The following is an 18082-nucleotide window of genomic DNA, read 5'->3' on the forward strand; positions in this document are numbered from 1 at the left end:
CACTGAGATCTCTAACACATTGATGCTCAAACTCCTCTTGGGGTGGTGCGCCGCAGGCGCACCCCCTGAACGGTTACGGATGCCACCATAGGTGATATACCAAGCCTTTTTGGGCTGCATAAGACATCTCTGATACAATTCGCTGCAACCTTAGAGTCTCCAAAAATTTTAATTTTCTAGAATAGGGGCGAAGAAATCGACTAGAGCGAATATTAAATGGAGGTTTACCTGCAATTTCATTGAGGTTATAACTATTCTCACCCGATAATTTAAAATAAGCATCCATCAACCGGAAACCTCTTCTTAATAAAGATTCATCTTCATTATTTTTGGCGTAATATATCCAATGTTTTTCGTTTCCTCTATATGAAAGTATTCCTTTCTCTGCTAAAACAGATAGATACTCAACCTGGGTTTGGTTCCTGGGGAAAACTAAACTTTTAATACTGATTTTATATTTTTCTGCTACCTTACAGGCAGCTTCTATATCTACCCTAAACGCATCGATATTACTCCCTTTTTCCAGACAGTAGTAGTGAGAAAAAGTATGCGTACCAATTTCTTGATTATGATGCGAAAGTATAAGTTTAATTAAGGAAGGAGCATGATGATATTTGCTTAGTTCTTCATGCTAAATTAGGTGGTTAAATAAGCGTGATGACAGTTATTTAACATTATTCATTTATATTACCTTTGACAAATGACAGATAACAATAAATGAAACAAAACGAAATATTCACGAATTATTTAGGGCTGCGTAGCAGCTTATGACTTTAACAACTCTGCTAAACCTTGGCGAACAGTTACAGTTGACGACCATCCCAATGCTTGAAGTGCGGTATTATCAGCAAGACTGTGACGGATATCCCCTGCGCGGGACGGATTGTGAATAGGTTGCAAGTTCGTAGCACTTAGTTCGTTAAGAATACGAGCAATATCTAGGAGAGAGGTAGCTAGGCTTTGTCCGACATTGAAAGTTCTGCCTGCTGCTTGTGGGTGTTCCATGACGATCAGGTTGGCATGAATGACATCAGAAACGTGAATAAAATCCCGACTTTGAAGACCATCACCGTAGATAACCGGGGGCAATCCTTGACGAATCCGATCGCAAAATATTGAAATTACCCCAGAATAAGGGCTTGATGGGTCTTGACGCAAACCAAAGACGTTGAAATATCGCAAACAAACAAACTCCAGCCCGAAAGTTCGGGTATAGCAGTGGCCCATAAGTTCTGAGGCCAGTTTGTCTACTCCGTATGGAGTTATGGGGCTTGCAAGCATTAACTCCGTTTTCGGCAAAGTTGGTTCATCCCCGTAAACCGCAGCACTTCCAGCAAATATTACACGGCGGACACCATGTTTGCGAGATGCTTCCAATACATTGAGGGTGCCGCCATAATTCACCTTTCCGGTGCCGATCGGATCGTTTACGGATTTTGGTACGCTAGCGATCGCGGCTTCATGGAAAACATACTCGCATCCCTGTACAGCGTCATTAACCGTTGATAGGTCGGCAACATCACCCACCAATACCTCAACATCTTGCGGAGGAACGGAAACAATATTTTCCAGTTTGCCAGTTGAAAGGTTATCAAGAATACGAACTCTATAGCCTCTTTTAACCAAAGCTTCTACAAGATGCGAACCAATAAATCCACACCCACCAGTCACCAAGATAGTTTTTTTGTCTGTCGTCATTTTTTTTACCTCATTGATACATAAATAACAGGTTTTTCATTTTTTTGGGTTTAACTTTTGAGCAAGTATGCTTTCATAAATTTGCTCATAGCAAGTCACTATGAAGTCTAAAGAAAAGAACTCTATAATCCTAGCACGTGCTTCACTTCCTATAGATTTCCTCTCTTCCGAACTAAGCTCAATCAAGTTTTTCCATGCAGCAGCCAAAGCCTCTGAGTTTCGGGGTGGTACAACTTGCTTTGGCTGACCGACAAGCCAACCGCAATCACCAAGATCTGTAACTACACAAGTTACGCCGCAAGACATCGCTTCTCCGACAATTAGAGGAAATGCTTCACCGTAAGCAGAAGATGAAGTTAGAATATCCAGTGCAGCAAGTAGACGGGGAACATCTTGGCGTTCTCCTAGTAAGTGGACTTGTTTTTCAATTTCTAAATCTTGAATCAACTTGTACAAGATCTGATTTTGAGGTTCGATCTCAGTTCCAGCAAGCAGAAAGTGTACTTCTGGAAAGCTTTTCACAAGCAAGGCTGCTGCTCTTATAAAATTAGCATGATCTTTCATCGGATGATAACGAGCGAGCGAGCCAATCAGAAAAGAGTCAGATGATAAACCTAACTCTTCTCGAACGCTTAATCTATCTTCGTTAGATGGTTTAAATAACGAAGTGTTAAAACCATTAGGAATGACGCAGCTATTATTGGGGAAATATCCAAGTGCTTCGTGTTGCTTTTTGCTATTGTTAGAAACATAAATAATTCGGTCTACAAATTTAGATGCTAAGGAGCCAAGTCTAATCAAAATTTGAGTCAGTTTCTTCTCTGAAGCTAGAGAATTGATCGAATGGTGAATACTCCATAGGATCGGAATATGGTGCAAAGACAAAATCTTAACTAATTGTGCTGCTAGATTACCATGATACATCCAGCCTTGAATCAAATCGGGTTTGAGTTGACGTACTATCTGCACCAATCGCCAAATTGCTCCCGGTGTAGGTGTCATGTCGATCGCATAAACAGGTACACCCAAGGCTTCTATGCGATCGCCCAATGCGCCACGATCTATTAAAGAAATCACAGATGGACTAAAAACATCGGCTCTTCCGTACTTACTATGCTATTTGAGCAGAGGGGCTGCGTCCGCCAAAAACTATACTTTACTTTTTCAGAGAAGATGTGTTACTATAGTTTCCTGTGACCCCAGGAGAGGTGGCTGAGTGGTCGAAAGCGGCAGATTGCTAATCTGTTGTACGGCAGGTAACTCCGTACCGAGGGTTCGAATCCCTCCCTCTCCGTTCTAATCAAAATTTTGGATTTTTGATTGACTCCACGGATGAATCCGGGTGGGCATCGAACCAATTATTTATTGGTCAAATTTTTACCTTTGCTTCACCTAGTCAATCGCCCCATACTCCAGTCCTGACAGTAAGCTGCTACGCATCTAAATTGTACTTTTTGGAGCCTGAAAACCTTACTGTGCGGTGTTCGACTTGAAAAATTAGATGCGTCTTAGCTTAGCTTTCCCGATTTGGGATGCTGGCGAGGGGAAGATATGACAATTTTGTCCCAAGACAGAAGAAAGTTGTACTATTTCATACAGTTATTCTGTTGTGGACTGTTGAGGAGTGGCATAGAAAATGAGTAAATCGGCTATAAAGAGAACTTTCAAACCCAAGAAGGCGATCGCTCTTGCTGCTCTAGCTTTTGCTACAGCTGCTTGTCAAAACACCACCCCTAACAGCACAGGTGCTGTTAACCCTACCCCCACTGCCAACAGCACAGGTGCTACCCAAACCACCTCAGCTACTACCCCAGCAACCAGCAGTGCCAAAGACGGACTGAAAATTGGCTCCTTGCTACCAGCTACAGGGGACTTATCTGCGATCGGACAGCCAATGATTGCGGCAGTGCCGTTGTTAGTCGAAACAGTCAACAAGTGCGGCGGCGTCAACGGTAAACCAGTCACCCTAGTTTCTGAAGACGACCAAACCGACCCCAAAGCCGGTGGTGCTGGGATGACCAAGCTAGCAGAAATAGACAGAGTGGCAGGCGTAGTTGGTTCCTTTGCCAGCAGCGTTTCTAGTGCAGCCGTGGATATTGCCGCACGGAACAAAGTCATGTTAATTTCTCCAGGCAGCACCAGTCCAGTCTTTACCGGACGAGCCCAAAAGGGTGATTTTCAAGGCTATTGGGCACGCACTGCACCACCCGATACCTATCAGGCACAGGCACTCGCCAAACTTGCCAGCGAAAAAGGCTTCAAGCGCGTTTCCACCGTTGTCATTAATAATGATTACGGAGTCGGCTTTGAAAAAGAATTTGTGCAAGCCTTCAAAAAACTGGGTGGAACCGTAGTCAACGAAAACAAGCCGACTCGCTACGACCCCAAGGCAACCACATTTGACACCGAAGCTTCTGCCGCCTTTGCAGGTAAACCGGACGCCGTAGCTGCGGTTCTCTACGCTGAAACAGGCAGTTTATTGCTCAAGTCAGCCGCCCAACAAGGTTTGAGTCAGGGAGTCACGGTGATGCTGACCGATGGCGTTTATTCCCCAGATTTTCCGGGTCAAGTCGGCAAAACCAGCGACGGCAAGTTTATTCTCTCTGGGGCGATTGGCACGGTTCCGGGTGCCAACGGTAAAGCACTTGCAGATTTGACCAAGCTTTGGAAAGAGAAACAAGGTAAAGAAGTAAGTGCCTATGTTCCCCACTCTTGGGATGCTGCTGCCCTCTTGGCGCTAGCGGCAGAAGCTGCTAAATCCAATACAGGCGAAGGCATTAAGAGCAAAATCCGCGATGTAGCCAATGCACCAGGGGAAGAAGTCAGCGATGTCTGTAAGGCTTTGGAGTTAGTGCGACAAGGCAAAGACATTAATTACCAAGGAGCCAGCGGCAATGTGGATATTGATGAAAGCGGCGACGTGGTAGGCAGCTACGATGTTTGGGCGGTCAAAGACGATGGCAAACTGGCGGTTACCGGCAAAGTCAGTCCTAAGTAGCGATCGGTCATTAGTCATAATAAGCCCAGAAACCCGGTTTCTTCAAGAAACCGGGTTTCTGTGTATCTCACTCACCCGAAAAAGGGTATAACTGGTAGGCTTCTCGCCTGCTGCACAAGAAGGGATAGTTTATTTTTTGGAAGTCCCTTGGGTTGACTGCAAGTCGAGAGACAGACCCTACCTGAATCGGAATCCGCTACCAAAGTTGTAACCGATACCGAGCATGATTCCCAAATCGGTCGTATCGATGAACCCAGCAGTTACGGCAGCTGTTGCCGTAAATTGTTCGCTTATAGGCACATCCACCCCTCCAGTCAGCGCAAAGCCAACATTGCTGCCTGCGTCAGTGGAAATGATCACGCCAGCACCAACGTAAGGTGCAAAATTGATCCTTTCAAAGGGTTCCGCCTGGATCGGAAAATCGTAAGTCAGCGGAATAATGAAGTCGGTATCATCTCCTATCACCACAGAGGGGCGCACCGAAAAGACTCTGGTTAGTCCGATTTTGCTGAAGATAGCAAAGCCGGTATCGCCCAAAGCAGTGTCGCCCGTCAAACCTAAATTGCCACCGACCCCGACATAGCTCGATCCAGAACGAGTGGAGCGACCGGGTTCTAGTTCCGCTTGAGCAACTTGCCGCCCTTTTCTGGCTGGGGCATTTGCAGGCGCATTTGCTGGAATTCGGGAAGAAGCAGACCGACCCAAAAGAACCGAAGCTGAAGTCTCAGCCGTACCGGGAATTGGCTGCTTTTTGGCCGTACCATCAGATGTTATGGCTGATTCCACGAGCAGATCGGACAGCTCGTAGCTATCGAGTTCATCAGGAGCTACTGCGAATATACTTGCAGGTTTTTGTGACTGTTGGGTCTGGCGCTGAGGAGCGCTTGAGAAGACCTCGGCGGGGGGGACAGGGATTGCTTGGGCAACAGCAGAGAAGCTGCTGCTTACACCTGCGATCGCAGCAAGACTGAGTAGCAAAACTGTACGCTGGAAACAAATTGTATTCACGTTCACTCCTCGACAAAGATCAGGGCAAGAATTAACGCCAGCGAAATTTTATATCATAATTTAACTCTAGTATGGCTAATTTAGGCGAAATAGAGAAGTTTTCCTACTTAATATTAGGATAAAATTTACGGGGGCAGCCTCTACAAATTGGTTGATTTTGGCGCATTGGGGTCAGTTTGGGCATTGGGGTCAGTGGTCAGCGGTCAATTGTAAATTTCTCCCACTCTCCCCCTCTCCCCCTCTCCCGCTCCCCCATTCTCCCCCCTAGCCGCTTCCCCTCAGATATTGTTAGCATCGGCGTCCCCCACTGCGGCGGCGACTTGCTGCGAGACAAAAGGCAAAATCGCTTTATTTTTACTGTGCGCCTTTCCTTCTGTAAATACCGCTAACAAAAAGGGTTGCTTGCCCGGTATCTCGATATAACCAGCATCGTGGCGGACTTGGCTAGTCCACCCAGCTTTCGACCAGAGTTGGGTATTCTGGGGTAAGCCACCGCCCAGAAAACCCGTTACCTGATTTTCGTCGTCTGTCGCTAAATCGGCTGGGTTAAGGCTGCGTTTCATCAGGGTCATCATGGCTTGCGACCCTTTTGAAGATACTGCTACCCCGCCAATAATGCTGTGCAGGAGACGCGCTGTGGCGTTAGTCGTCAGCATATTGCGATTTTCCATTAATTCCCCCAGAAAGACCCGCTCCCGTCCGTAGGGGCCATCGCACCAGGTTTTTTGGTTGACGTTGATTGGCTCCAACTCCGGCCAACCCAAGGAGTGAAAGTAGCGGTTGACGATGTTACGCTGTAACTGCCAGGTTTGAAAAGGCCCGTGGGACAATTCTGGGCCGCTGGTAGTGCCGGTCAAGACATCTACAACTAGACTGGTGGCGTCGTTGCTCGAATCGATGATCGTGTCGCGAATGGCTCTTTCCAATTCGGCTGATGTCTGGATCATGCCTTTTTCTAACCACTCGAATACTGCTACGAGGTAGAACAGCTTGACGATGCTTGCGGGGTAAATGCGATCGCTCCCACGATAGCTAAAACCTCGGACTTCGTGGTTCCAAAACGCTTGCGGACTGAGGGCTCCACCAGTGTTTACGGGTACGGGCGGATCGTAGACAATCCAGGTGAGGGCAATCTGGTTGCGAGCTAAATCTGGAAATTCCGCCCAAGTTGTCTCTAAGATTTCATTGCCTAGCTGTTCTAGTTGTTGGTCTTTGCGGAAAAAAGTCATTTTATTTTTGATTTCCAATTTTTGATTATAGCAAGTTTCTTCATTATTCATTGTTCGTGGATAATGGGAATGAACCACGCACCATCGTGTCATCAATTCATTTTTTTTGTGCCATTTAGTAAATCCAATTTTGGTGAAGTGCCACAATTAGTAAATATGCAGTATAACAATCCATATTGTAGATTGTTCTCGATCGTCTATTGTTCATTGCTCTATCCTCGTCCATGAACCAGAATCCCAAATTTATCGAGTACAGATGTCGAGCCGACCTCAATGTCTATGATTCCCCTAGCTGTAACCGTTTGGCAACTCAGGCGGATCTTGGGCGTCATCTGCGGGTAGTATCGCGCAATGGGGATAAATCTGTTGAGGTTTGCTTGTTGGAGGATGATTATCCGGGGTGGTTGTCGATCGCAGATTTGAGCCAGCTTGAGGAAGCGACGACACCTTATCGTGCGATCGATCTTTCTATTGCAGAAATTAGCGATCGATTACCCGCTGTAATCGCCTTTACCCAAAACGCCATGAAACAGCCGAATTATTACCTCTGGGGTGGCACTTTGGGGCCAAATTACGATTGTTCCGGGCTGATGCAGGCAGCATTTGCGGCATCTGGCATTTGGTTGCCTAGAGATGCCTATCAGCAGGAAGCTTTTACCCAAGTAATTCCAATTGAAGAACTGCTACCCGGAGATCTAATATTTTTTGGTTCTCAAGAGAAAGCCACTCATGTAGGACTTTACCTCGGAAATGGATCTTACATCCACAGTTCGGGTGAAAATATGGGTCGGAATGGTATTGGCATCGATGTGCTGTCGGAACAGGGGGATGCTGTTAGTCAATCTTATTATCGGCAGTTGCGAAGATTTGGGCGAGTGGTGAAAAGTTATCAACCGTTGGTAGATTGAAGAGCTTTTTTACCACAGATATCCACAGATGAACACAGATATGGCTTTCCACTCTTTTTTAGGGTTGTAGGGATAGAAACCCAATTTCTGGGATTACTGAATCGATACTCTAGCATGGCGATGTGATATAACTACCTCGTTGGTGTGAGGCAAAAAGGTTGGGTATGATGAATACTTCGTTATTTTCTGCTTCTTCAGCGGCAAGGCACGGTCTTTCTGCTGGGGTGATTCCAGAAGTATCGGTGGTTATACCGATTTGCGACGAAGTGGAAAGTTTGCCCCACTTACTGGAGGCGATCGCTACGACTTTAACCTCCAGCCAATTATCCTACGAAATCATCTGTGTGGATGATGGCTCTAAAGATGGGTCGGCTGAATATCTCAAAGAACAGGCTAACATTCGATCGGACCTAAAAGCTGTGCTGCTGCGTCGCAACTACGGCCAAACGGCGGCGATGGCGGCAGGATTTAACTATGCGCGTGGTAAAGCGATCGTCACTTTAGATGCAGATTTGCAAAACGACCCCGCTGATATTCCCCGACTGCTGGCAAAATTGGCCGAAGGCTACGATTTGGTTAGTGGTTGGCGCAAGCACAGAAAGGATGCCGCTATTACTCGCTTGCTTCCTTCCAAAATCGCCAACTGGCTGATTGGACGAGTTACTGGTGTCGAGTTACACGACTACGGCTGTTCTCTGAAAGCTTATCGGACAGAATTGGTAGCAGATATGAACCTTTACGGCGAGTTGCACCGATTTTTGCCTGCTTTAGCTTACATTGAAGGGGCGAGAATTACGGAAATGCCGGTGGGACACCACGCTCGTCGCTACGGTCGCAGCAAGTATGGGTTGGGGCGGACGTTCCGGGTGTTGATGGATTTGTTAACAATTTGGTTTATGAAGACTTTCCTGACCCGACCGATGCACGTTTTTGGTCTGTTGGGTCTGCTTTCTATGCTTTTGGGAATACTGTTGGGGGGATATTTGACTTTCCTAAAACTTGGACTGGGACAAGTGATTGGGAATCGACCTTTACTAATTTTGGCGGTGGTGCTTTTGTTAACTGGTATTCAGTTGTTTAGTGTTGGCTTACTGGCTGAATTGTTGATGCGAACTTATCACGAATCTCAGGGAAGACCAATCTATCGGGTGAGGGAAGTTGTAGAGCCGATCGTGAAGAATAGTTAATACTAAGTTAGTTATTGGTCATTTGTCATTGGTTAAAAACTAAGGACTTTTGACTATTGACCAAAGGAGAAAATGAGTTGAAAGTTTTTTGGACGCTAGAACCGCCCCATCGCCTCAATCTGCTGATTTTATTTGGTTCTGGGTTACTGTTCTGGATGAGTTTGGCTTCTTTGCTGCCGACGCTACCGCTCTACATCCAGCACGTAGGCGGTAACGCTCGCCAGATTGGCATTGTCATGGGCTCTTTTGCCATTGGATTGTTGCTGTTTCGGCCTTGGTTGGGCCGTTTGGCCGATCGCAAGAGTCGGAAACTGGTTTTAATTGTGGGTACGGTTGTAGCTGGTATAGCTCCTTTCGGCTACTTGTTTGTGCAGTCAATCCCGATGCTGATCGGAATTCGGGCTTTCCACGGCATCAGTATTGCTGCTTTTGCGACCTCTTATAGCGCTCTTGTCGTGGATTTGTCGCCGATAAGTAAGCGGGGTGAGTTGATTGGCTATATGAGCCTGGTTACACCGATTGGGGTAGCCCTTGGCCCTGCTATGGGCGGTTTGCTACAAGCTGGCGCTGGTTACGATCGCTTGTTTCTCTTCTCAGCTGGATTAGGAATCATCAGTTTAGTAGGTGCCACTCAGATTAGAGAAGCAAGGAAGCAACAAATCGGGTTAGAACTAGATAACCCAGATCTTTCTGCTCAACTGGCAGTCAAGCCATTGTGGAAAATTTTGACCGATCGCAGTTTGCTGATTCCGTCTCTAGTGCTGCTGCTGATTGGTTTTGCTTTTGGCTCGTTGATTACGTTTGTGCCTTTGTACATTACAGAGACAAAGATTGATTTGAATCCTGGGTGGTTTTACACCGCAGCGGCACTAGCCAGTTTTACTTCCCGCATCTTTATCGGTCGCGCCTCAGACATTTACGGACGGGGACTGTTCATCACAGGGAGTATTTTCTCATATTGTTTGGCGATGCTGATGCTGTCGCAAGCTAAAAGTGCGATCGCCTTTTTGCTGGGTGGTATCTTGGAAGGGGCAGGTTCGGGAACGTTGTTACCGATGATGGTGGCGCTGCTTTCCGATCGTTCTTCTCCTCTGGAAAGAGGACGGATTTTTGCCATCTGCATTAGCGGGTTCGATTTGGGAGTTGCGATCGCAGGGCCAGTCTTTGGTTTTATCGCCTCTGAGATCGGCTATCGAGGTATCTTTGCTCTCAGCACGGGATTGTCTATTTTAGGGATGATTGTTTTTATCACCCAATGCAGCAAAGATTTACATCATTCTCTCAAGTTCGCCTTGGGAAGAGAAAGGGATCTCTATGCCTTTGAGGAACTAAAAAGTGAAAAGTAAAAAAGGTAAGATTTACGCATTTGATTTTGCACCTATTACATTAGACTTTTTGCAAAAGTATTAAATTTGTTATTTCAATCGCATTGGACGCAAAGGTTTCCGCAAAGGTACGCAAAGGAAGAAATGGACTTTTGCAAGAGGTCTACTCATATACTAACGAAGCAACCGGACATGATATAATTCACCAATTATCCCTACATTTAGGGCTAAAAGCGCCAACAAAAGCATAAATTATAAAAAGGTAAAAGACTAAAGATTGTTTCTTTTGCCTTTTACCTTTTTTTTGGACGGGCTAGGAGGGATTCGAACCCCCGACACCGTGGTCCGTAGCCACGTGCTCTAGTCCACTGAGCTACAAGCCCTTGCCAGAAACTCATAATAACACAGGCTTTTCGTATGACGCAACCTTTTTCTGAAAATCCATCTTTGACTCATTTAGATGATCGCGGAGAAGCCCGCATGGTGGATGTTTCAGCCAAACAGGCAACAGTGCGAAAGGCTGTAGCAGCCGCCAGAGTGCGGATGTTGGCCCAGACATTGGATGCGATCGAAGCTGGTAACGCCCCCAAAGGGGATGTACTGGGGACGGCGAGGTTAGCTGGAATCATGGCGGCGAAGCAGACATCCCAGTTGATTCCCCTATGTCATCCCCTACCATTGCAAAAAGTCGAAGTGCAAATAACCCCTGACCCCCAGTTACCGGGATATCAGATTCGAGCCGAAGTCAAGACTAAGGCAGAAACGGGGGTGGAAATGGAAGCGCTGACAGCGGTTTCTGTCGCGGCGCTGACACTTTACGATATGGCAAAAGCGCTAGAAAAAGGGATGATAATTGAGGGAATTCGTTTGGTGAGTAAGACAGGTGGGAAATCAGGCGATTATTTACAGCCCTTTTGAGGTGAGTGAGGGACTCCAGAAACCCGGTTTCTAAGGGTGTACTTCATGCAACTGAAAACCGCTATAAGAAAGACGGAGAATGCAAATGCTGGCTACCCTAGCCCCCTCCCGTTGACGGAGAGGGGGTTTGAATGTTTTTTGGGTTATTGTGACTGCACATCCAACCAAGCGGCTAAGTCCGAGACTGCCGAGAAATCCAACAGTACTTCACCCAACTCTTCCAACTGGGGGACAGATAATCGTTCAAGGCGTTCTTGCACCAAGGGGTCAAGGGAACCGAAGCGACGAATAAGCTGACGCATAATCAACGCCAATTCTCCTTCCTTCCTTCCTTGTTGCAGTCCTTGTTGCACTCCTTGTTGGACGATCTTTTGGTAAATTACAGATTCCTGCATAAGATCCTCTCTAAGTAGTTGGCTAATCAAATTTTCGTCAAAGCGCAGACCTGCGAGAAGCTCGACACAGGCTGAGATATTTCGTCGCTGCTCGATTTCTTCAATGCTAGCGACTTGGGTGGCGACTTGCTGTAATAGGATGTTAGGGGAATTGCTTCTGGCGAGGGCAGCTAGTGGCAAAAGCGCTGGAACGGCTAGCAAAGGGGCGGGATCTTGTTCCCAGAGGCGGATGACGCGATATCGATGCTCGGTGTTGGTATTTTGGTAGCGATCGGTATAGACAGCCTCTGAGGTAATCTGTTTTAGGAAGATGACCACTTGTACTATTTCTTGACCCCAGTATTGGGCTTGCAGTCTCACCCAATATTGCAGCATACGGAATGGGAGTGGGGGTTGGGAATAGGGTAAGGTTTGAAATTCCAGGTGCAGTATTTGGTCATCGATTTGCAGCAAAATCAGGGAATCGGCGCGAATTGGTTCGACGCTCAATTCGGTTTTGAGTACTTGGATGTTTTCTGCTTCTTTGGAAAGTAGCCAGCGGACAAATTGTGCTGGATACTGCTCGGCTAGATATTTACAAATGTTGTCGGATGCCAAAGGTAAGTGGAGTTTAGAGATTACTGGAAATAGTTTACATCTAGATTACAGCCCTTTTCAGGTGAGTGAGGGACTCCAGAAACCTGGTTTCTTAAAGAAACCGGGTTTCTAAGGGTGTACTTCAGGCAACTGAAAACCGCTATATGGTAAGGTAGTTAACAGAGTAAGTTGCCCTCCATTTGAAGGCTAAATTATAATTATTTGAATTGGTGAGAAGTCGATCCGATCGGGCCGTTGCCGTCCGCTCTTATCTTAAAATTAAGGTAAACTTTCTGTCTGTTCCACTCATTAGAGATATTCCATGCCTCCTCGTTGGCCCCGCAAACCCGATCGCAACGATCCCGCTTACCGCAAACTAGACGATCGCATGAACTTTGCCATTCATGTAGGAATTTTTGGTGCAACTAATTCCGGTTTGTGGTTTTTCCACAACTTGCAAAACGCTGAATGGCCTTGGTTAAACTGGGTAACAGGCGGCTGGGCGCTGGTTTTGGTTGTCCATGCGGTGTATATTTTTGCGATCGCAGATTACTCCGACCCGACCATTCCATCCCAGAACACACCCACAAAATCCCCCCAAGGATAGACCGAATATTCTTGCTTGGCATGGATTTACTCTGGCATTAGTTTTGATTCAATTAGGATCGAAGTAGCTTTTAACCAGAGTAAGTCCTATGGCTAAGACCAACACCTCAGAAGCGATCGAAGCGCTAGCCGCAGAAATCGGCGAAAACGTTTATATGGACATTGCCAAATGGCATCTCTTCTTGCGGGAAGCTCATTTGCATACCGTCGTCGCCGATCGAGTTTATCCCATGCTGGCGGATAATTCCCTAGAAGAAAGCAAGGTAGTAAAAATTCTAGAAGATATCCCCGTCAAGCTAGGCGGACGCCGCGATATTCCCTTGGCAGATATGATACCCACCGCAAGCCAAGTGAATTTGATGGATATCCTGGAAGAATATCAGCGGAAAATGTAGAAAGTAGGTTGTAGCCAGAAACCGGGTTTCTATTTACTTGAAGAAACTCGGTTTCTTTGTATAGCAACCGACGAAAGTCGGTTAGGGCAACTCCAACTATTACTTCTTATCCAAATCCCTTACGCAGTAACCTTTTCCCTCTTCCCTAGCCCCTAGCAAGAAAGCCCCTAGCCCCTAGCTATACCTCACTCACCTGACAAGAACTCTATTGCTATTTCAAGAATTTCTGACGGATACGCGCCACAAAAATATCCACTTCTGGCAACTTCAGCTTGGTAGCAAAGAAACCGAACAAACATAAACCGACTAAGCCAGCTACGCACAGTTGCAGCAACTGCACCAAAAAGCCTTCACTGCCCCAAATTTGTTGCAAGCCGTAATTCGTTCCCCAGCTGACGAAACCAGCAATAACGCTACCACCTGCCAAACCTCCCAACGGCATCGCCCATTCCCGCAAGGGCAAACCGTTGAGTCTTTGATTCAGCCGCCATAACAGCATCACCATCGAGGCAAAGTTTACGCCCATAGTGGCAAAAACCAAACCAGGTGCGCCGAAAGGTTCGATCAAGACATAATCCAGCAAGGCGTTGAGGAAGATATTCACCATACTGATCCGAAACGGCGTGACGCCATCGCCCAAGCCATAAAATACTCGCACCAGTACATCCCGCCCCAGGTAGAAAAACATCCCGATGCCGTAAGCAACTAGCAGAGATGCTACTAAACTGGATGCTTCCCGATTAAATGCACCGCGTTCGTAAACTACGCGCACAATTGGCACTGATAATGCCACCATGATCGCACCGAGAGGCAACATGGTAAGGGCTGTGAGAACTAATCCCTGGCGAATTCGCAGTTTTAATTCCGGCCAATCTTCTGGGGCGGCAAGTCGGGAAAATATGGGCAGTAGGGGTACTAAGAGAACGTTAGAGATAATTCCTAAAGGCGTTTGTACTAAGAGTCCGGCATAGCTTAAGGAGGCGGCGGCTTGAGGAATGTAGGAGGCAAAGAATAAATCAGTGTAAACGTTTATGTGCATCATGCCGGAGGAAAAGGTGGCTGGGCCCATAAGTTTGAGCGTTTCGCGCACTCCTGGATGCTGAAAGTCAAAGCCCAGGCGTAATGTCCCCAAACCCGATCGCCACTGGGCAATTACTTGTACTAACCATTGCAAGATAGCACCCGTAAGCGTTCCTACGGCTAAAACCTGTCCTCCCAGAATGGCGTATTCGGGTAGGGTAACTTTGTGGCCCAGCTGCATGGCTAAAACGGCAAGTCCCCCGATGACTGTAATGCTGGAAAATAAAGGGCTGATGGAGGGTAACCAGTATTGATCGGCGGCGTTAAGGGTGGCGAAGCCAATGCCAATTAGCCCAGCTAGCAATGCCATCGGTGCCATAATCTGAAGTTGCTGGATGGCGATCGTTTTGGTAAGCGGACTAACCCCCGGAGTATCATTTAGCCCCGGTGCCACTATATTGATGAGTGGTTCTGCAAAAATAATCATCGCGATCGTCACCAGCAGCAGTCCTGCACCGACAATGGTGGTGATTGTTTCTACAATGGAAGCGGCTTCTTGTTTGCCCCGCTTTGCCAGTACGCTGACAACCGCGCTGTGGAATGGCCCATTGATACCGCCCAGCAAGACTAACAAAAAACCTGGGAGAATATAGGCGTAGCTATAGGCGTTGGCGGCTGCACCGACTCCGAAGGCGGCTGCGATCGCTTGCTGGCGCACCAAACCAAACACTTTACTAATCAAAGTGGCGACTGCGACAATTCCCGCAATTCCAGCCAGAGTTCGAGAGGGTTTTTTGTTTACAGACACGAACAGTTAAAAATGATTAAAGGTAGTTCTACTATTCAATCGTGAATTTGGCAATTCCGAAAACTATGTCCACCGAAACTTTCTATTCCGACTTACCCAGTTTAGAAAATTTTCTGGACATCACTGATTTGGGAAATTTTGGATCTATCCCCCCAGATTTAGCAAAACAAATGTATTTATCAAAGATTAAGCTAGATGCCTTAGCTGCTTTGGCAATGAAAAAAAAAGAATGTAGGGTTTAGCTGATGACATCTGATTGGATTTACCGTTACCCAACTCTCTATCCCGGCATTTTGCTCAAACGTTATAAGCGATTTTTTGCAGATATTGAATTGGCTACAGGTGAGGTAATTACAGCTCATTGCGCGAATACTGGGCCAATGACCGGCGTCTGCACTCCTGGAAGTTTGGTGCAGGTTTCCTTAAGTAACAATCCTAAACGCAAACTGCCCTACACTTGGGAGATGATTCAGGTTTGCGATAACGAACCGACTTGGGTAGGAATTAATACCGCTTTACCCAATCAGGTAGTGAAGTTAGCTTTGGAAAAACATTTGTTTCCCCAACTGGGCAATTACAGCGAGATTAAAGGAGAAGTGGTTTATGGTTTGGATAAAAGCAGTCGAGTAGATTTTTTCCTGACGGGAAGCACTCCTGAAGTACCTATATATTTAGAAGTAAAAAATACTACTTGGGCGCAAGGGCGGCTGGCGCTATTTCCCGATACGGTAACGACGCGGGGACAGAAACACCTGCGGGAATTGATGGGGATTTTGCCACAAGCGCGGGCGGTGATGCTTTATCTGATCGATCGTGGCGACTGTACTGAGTTCGCGCCTGGAGATTGTGCCGATCCAGTTTATGGCAAAATGTTGCGAGAGGCAGTTGCGATCGGCTTAGAAGTTTTGCCATGCCGCTTTGACATCAAACCAGAGGGTATTCGCTACTTAGGCTTAGCAAATTTTCGCCCTTTTATGTCACCATTAAGTATTAATCCGTAGTGGCAAACAAATTTTGAAATTTGGGTATTGAATATGCTTCATACTTCCATAAAATGGTGGAAAAGCCCAGGAATGTTGCAGAACAACCATCTGAGAGTTAAGAGCGATTTACATTCTCTCAACCAGGTGCTGCAATGGTTCGATCGATTCTGCTTCCAGAATAAGTGTAAGCTTTCCTGGTTGACAGATGGAAGCGATCGCCCCAACTTAGCCCTTGAGGAGCTGAAGTTAGCCCTCGTCGAAGGCTTTACCAACGCAGTTCGCCACGCCCATAAAGGTTTACCCCCAGAGACTCCTATTGAGATAGAGTTAAATCTATGGGATGAATGTCTGGAAATCCGAATTTGGGATCGAGGCGAACCTTTCGATCCCAGTACCTTACCGGAGTATAAGCCAGGTACAGCCCAGGAAGGCGGAGTTGGCTGGTTCCTGATGCGCCGCATAGCAGACGAGGTGCTTTACAAGCGATCGCAGGATGGTAGGAATTGTCTCATCCTTATTAAACATAAGGTTTAAAGGATGAAATCTAGATTTAGTCCCACTTCGCAACTGATTGAATACTTCTATACGCCGAAATGGAGGAGAAAGCATCAGGGTAAATAATGAAGAGATGACATATCTCAGCATTTGTATGGTAATTTAAGTTGTAAATATGAGGTCGTAGCAATGGTAGTTAGTGCAGTTTTATCAACGATTCCAGCCGAACTACAAGCAACAGAAAATTTTCCTGAAAATTTACAGTCAGTAGAAAAAATACAGGCAGATTTACAGCCAGAAAATGTCATTTCTCTAGAAGATTTTCTACTCCATCCTCCTGATAGAATGGAGTGGGTTGATGGCACATTATTGGAGAAAACAGGAATGACATTCAAGCATGGTGTGGCTCAATCTAAACTAGCTTATTACTGGAGAGCTTATAAAAACTCCGGCGAACAGGGGGGAGAAGTTGTGACAGAAGCACTTTGTCGAACTAACAAACAAGCTCGCCGTCCTGATGTAGCTTATATTACTGGTGAATTATTACAGCAGTTAGGGGAGTTTACGGTATGTCCCCAAAGTTTCTCGCTAATTGCGGAAGTTGCTTCTCCTGATGACGGTGCTGAGGAGTTATTCGCCAAAGCTAAGGAATATTTAGAATCAGGTTGTCAGGAAGTCTGGTTGCTGTTTCCCGAAGAAAAGTTAGTTTTAATTAAGACGCCAGAACGTTGGTTTTTGTTGAATCCAAATGATGTAGTTAACACTCAAAGTGTTCTCCAAGGTTTTAGCGTGGCGGTGAAGGAATTATTAAGCTGATCGAGATTAAAATGCGACTTTTGGCTGAGAAGATTAGTAACAACATAAAATGAAAAATTTGTTTATAGTTTTTGAAGGTATCGATGGTTCTGGAACTTCGACGCAATCTAACCTGCTAAAAGATTATTTTACAGCGAAAGGTTACCAAGCAGTAGTTACCTACGAACCTTCTAATGGGCCTGTTGGTAATTTGATCAGACAAGCGCTGAAAAGAAGAGTATTTTTTGTTAATGATAGTCAGAAGTTTGATGAACAGATGGCTTATTTATTTGCTGCTGACAGATACGATCATTTATTTAACGAAGTTGACGGGGTATTTAAGTTAATCGACGATAATTTTACGGTAATTAGTACGAGATACTTTTTTTCTTCTTTGGCGTATCATTGGAATACTCAAGAAGATTGGGAATTGGTCAGCAGTCTGAATGATGGATTCCCCAATCCAGATTTGGTAATTTATATTGATATACCTGTTGAGATGGCGCTGACAAGGATTAGGGACCGATCGGTCAAAGACATCTACGAAAATCAAGAGAAACTTGCCAAAGTCAGAAAGAATTATCAAGAGATATTTAGCAAGTATGAAGGCTTGGCGTTGCAGGTGGATGGGACGGAGGAGAAAGGTGCTGTTCACCAGAAGATAGTACGGTTTATTGAGGAAAATTTTGATTAATAATTTGTAGTTGCGTTAAATTAGCATTTTATGAGACAATTATC

General features: G+C 46.0%; 17 protein-coding genes and 2 tRNA genes. 12 read left to right on the forward strand and 7 right to left on the reverse strand.

Annotated features, from left to right (window positions below; all coding sequences use genetic code 11):
• Positions 1 to 765: 765 nt before the first annotated feature.
• Positions 766 to 1698: an NAD-dependent epimerase/dehydratase family protein gene (locus LAY57_RS27860; RefSeq protein WP_249070434.1), complete on the reverse strand. Its 933-nt coding sequence runs from the start codon at positions 1696 to 1698 to the stop codon at positions 766 to 768.
• Between the two features lie 36 nt (positions 1699 to 1734).
• Positions 1735 to 2775 carry a glycosyltransferase gene (locus LAY57_RS27865; protein WP_249070435.1) on the reverse strand — a complete coding sequence of 347 codons (1041 nt, stop codon included), beginning with the start codon at positions 2773 to 2775 and terminating at the stop codon, positions 1735 to 1737.
• 125 nt (positions 2776 to 2900) lie between these two features.
• Between LAY57_RS27865 and LAY57_RS27870 the strand changes: the two genes are divergently transcribed.
• Both LAY57_RS27870 and LAY57_RS27875 read left to right on the forward strand, forming a co-directional pair.
• A tRNA-Ser gene (locus LAY57_RS27870) sits at positions 2901 to 2992 on the forward strand.
• 342 nt (positions 2993 to 3334) lie between these two features.
• On the forward strand, positions 3335 to 4696 hold the full coding sequence (locus LAY57_RS27875) for an ABC transporter substrate-binding protein (RefSeq protein WP_249070436.1): 1362 nt from the start codon (positions 3335 to 3337) through the stop codon (positions 4694 to 4696).
• 177 nt (positions 4697 to 4873) lie between these two features.
• Here the strand turns inward: LAY57_RS27875 and LAY57_RS27880 are convergent, their stop codons facing one another.
• Together LAY57_RS27880 and LAY57_RS27885 are read right to left on the reverse strand one after the other, a co-directional pair.
• Positions 4874 to 5704 carry a hypothetical protein gene (locus tag LAY57_RS27880; protein ID WP_249070437.1) on the reverse strand — a complete coding sequence of 277 codons (831 nt, stop codon included), beginning with the start codon at positions 5702 to 5704 and terminating at the stop codon, positions 4874 to 4876.
• A gap of 278 nt (positions 5705 to 5982) precedes the next feature.
• Positions 5983 to 6933, reverse strand: a complete 951-nt coding sequence (locus tag LAY57_RS27885; RefSeq protein WP_249070438.1) for a serine hydrolase — start codon at positions 6931 to 6933, stop codon at positions 5983 to 5985.
• Positions 6934 to 7157: 224 nt separating this feature from the next.
• On the opposite strand from LAY57_RS27885, the gene LAY57_RS27890 reads away from it, so the two are divergent.
• The 3 genes from LAY57_RS27890 (at position 7158) to LAY57_RS27900 (ending at position 10374) form a co-directional block, all read left to right on the forward strand.
• On the forward strand, positions 7158 to 7841 hold the full coding sequence (locus tag LAY57_RS27890; protein ID WP_249070439.1) for a C40 family peptidase: 684 nt from the start codon (positions 7158 to 7160) through the stop codon (positions 7839 to 7841).
• A 167-nt stretch (positions 7842 to 8008) separates the two neighbouring features.
• The gene (locus LAY57_RS27895; RefSeq protein ID WP_249070461.1) at positions 8009 to 9028 is read left to right on the forward strand and encodes a glycosyltransferase family 2 protein; all 1020 of its coding nucleotides are present in this window, start codon (positions 8009 to 8011) and stop codon (positions 9026 to 9028) included.
• A 77-nt stretch (positions 9029 to 9105) separates the two neighbouring features.
• Entirely contained in the window at positions 9106 to 10374 is a 1269-nt protein-coding gene (locus LAY57_RS27900; protein ID WP_249070440.1) for an MFS transporter, read from the forward strand.
• Between the two features lie 288 nt (positions 10375 to 10662).
• Here the strand turns inward: LAY57_RS27900 and LAY57_RS27905 are convergent.
• Positions 10663 to 10736 (reverse strand) — tRNA-Arg (locus LAY57_RS27905).
• 34 nt (positions 10737 to 10770) lie between these two features.
• On the opposite strand from LAY57_RS27905, the gene moaC reads away from it, so the two are divergent.
• Positions 10771 to 11271, forward strand: coding sequence for a cyclic pyranopterin monophosphate synthase MoaC (gene moaC / locus LAY57_RS27910; RefSeq protein ID WP_249070441.1), 501 nt, complete (start codon positions 10771 to 10773; stop codon positions 11269 to 11271).
• A gap of 143 nt (positions 11272 to 11414) precedes the next feature.
• Here the strand turns inward: moaC and LAY57_RS27915 are convergent, their stop codons facing one another.
• Complete coding sequence (locus LAY57_RS27915; protein WP_249070442.1) at positions 11415 to 12263, reverse strand: DUF4351 domain-containing protein; 849 nt, start codon at positions 12261 to 12263, stop codon at positions 11415 to 11417.
• A gap of 301 nt (positions 12264 to 12564) precedes the next feature.
• Here LAY57_RS27915 and LAY57_RS27920 point away from each other — a divergent pair, with 301 nt between their 5' ends.
• Both LAY57_RS27920 and LAY57_RS27925 read left to right on the forward strand, forming a co-directional pair.
• Positions 12565 to 12849, forward strand: a complete 285-nt coding sequence (locus LAY57_RS27920) for a 2TM domain-containing protein (protein ID WP_249070443.1) — start codon at positions 12565 to 12567, stop codon at positions 12847 to 12849.
• Between the two features lie 88 nt (positions 12850 to 12937).
• The gene (locus tag LAY57_RS27925; protein WP_249070444.1) at positions 12938 to 13243 is read left to right on the forward strand and encodes a DUF3181 family protein; all 306 of its coding nucleotides are present in this window, start codon (positions 12938 to 12940) and stop codon (positions 13241 to 13243) included.
• Positions 13244 to 13454: 211 nt separating this feature from the next.
• Here LAY57_RS27925 and murJ read toward each other — a convergent pair whose 3' ends face one another.
• Complete coding sequence (murJ, locus tag LAY57_RS27930; protein ID WP_249070445.1) at positions 13455 to 15071, reverse strand: murein biosynthesis integral membrane protein MurJ; 1617 nt, start codon at positions 15069 to 15071, stop codon at positions 13455 to 13457.
• 245 nt (positions 15072 to 15316) lie between these two features.
• Here murJ and sfsA point away from each other — a divergent pair, with 245 nt between their 5' ends.
• The 4 genes from sfsA to tmk all read left to right on the forward strand — a co-directional run bounded on the left by sfsA (position 15317) and on the right by tmk (position 18038).
• Positions 15317 to 16072 (forward strand): DNA/RNA nuclease SfsA, encoded by a 756-nt coding sequence (gene sfsA, locus LAY57_RS27935; protein WP_249070446.1) that lies wholly within the window; start codon positions 15317 to 15319, stop codon positions 16070 to 16072.
• Between the two features lie 72 nt (positions 16073 to 16144).
• The gene (locus tag LAY57_RS27940; protein ID WP_249070447.1) at positions 16145 to 16588 is read left to right on the forward strand and encodes an ATP-binding protein; all 444 of its coding nucleotides are present in this window, start codon (positions 16145 to 16147) and stop codon (positions 16586 to 16588) included.
• A gap of 150 nt (positions 16589 to 16738) precedes the next feature.
• Positions 16739 to 17365 carry a Uma2 family endonuclease gene (locus tag LAY57_RS27945; RefSeq protein WP_249070448.1) on the forward strand — a complete coding sequence of 209 codons (627 nt, stop codon included), beginning with the start codon at positions 16739 to 16741 and terminating at the stop codon, positions 17363 to 17365.
• A gap of 49 nt (positions 17366 to 17414) precedes the next feature.
• Positions 17415 to 18038 carry a dTMP kinase gene (tmk, locus tag LAY57_RS27950; protein ID WP_249070449.1) on the forward strand — a complete coding sequence of 208 codons (624 nt, stop codon included), beginning with the start codon at positions 17415 to 17417 and terminating at the stop codon, positions 18036 to 18038.
• Positions 18039 to 18082 lie beyond the last annotated feature (44 nt).

This window comes from Argonema antarcticum A004/B2 (genome assembly GCF_023333585.1).
Classification (GTDB): Bacteria; Cyanobacteriota; Cyanobacteriia; order Cyanobacteriales; family Aerosakkonemataceae; genus Argonema; species Argonema antarcticum.

Bases quoted from the DNA above. Each gene is read 5' to 3' on its own strand.
- LAY57_RS27945 (WP_249070448.1), top strand. From the start codon at position 16,739: ATGGTAGTTAGTGCAGTTTTATCAACGATTCCAGCCGAACTACAAGCA.
- LAY57_RS27925 (WP_249070444.1), top strand. From the start codon at position 12,938: ATGGCTAAGACCAACACCTCAGAAGCGATCGAAGCGCTAGCCGCAGAA.
- LAY57_RS27890 (WP_249070439.1), top strand. From the start codon at position 7,158: ATGAACCAGAATCCCAAATTTATCGAGTACAGATGTCGAGCCGACCTC.
- sfsA (WP_249070446.1), top strand. From the start codon at position 15,317: ATGACATCTGATTGGATTTACCGTTACCCAACTCTCTATCCCGGCATT.
- LAY57_RS27920 (WP_249070443.1), top strand. From the start codon at position 12,565: ATGCCTCCTCGTTGGCCCCGCAAACCCGATCGCAACGATCCCGCTTAC.
- LAY57_RS27940 (WP_249070447.1), top strand. From the start codon at position 16,145: ATGTTGCAGAACAACCATCTGAGAGTTAAGAGCGATTTACATTCTCTC.
- LAY57_RS27860 (WP_249070434.1), bottom strand. From the start codon at position 1,698: ATGACGACAGACAAAAAAACTATCTTGGTGACTGGTGGGTGTGGATTT.
- moaC (WP_249070441.1), top strand. From the start codon at position 10,771: ATGACGCAACCTTTTTCTGAAAATCCATCTTTGACTCATTTAGATGAT.
- LAY57_RS27895 (WP_249070461.1), top strand. From the start codon at position 8,009: ATGAATACTTCGTTATTTTCTGCTTCTTCAGCGGCAAGGCACGGTCTT.
- LAY57_RS27885 (WP_249070438.1), bottom strand. From the start codon at position 6,933: ATGACTTTTTTCCGCAAAGACCAACAACTAGAACAGCTAGGCAATGAA.
- LAY57_RS27875 (WP_249070436.1), top strand. From the start codon at position 3,335: ATGAGTAAATCGGCTATAAAGAGAACTTTCAAACCCAAGAAGGCGATC.
- tmk (WP_249070449.1), top strand. From the start codon at position 17,415: ATGAAAAATTTGTTTATAGTTTTTGAAGGTATCGATGGTTCTGGAACT.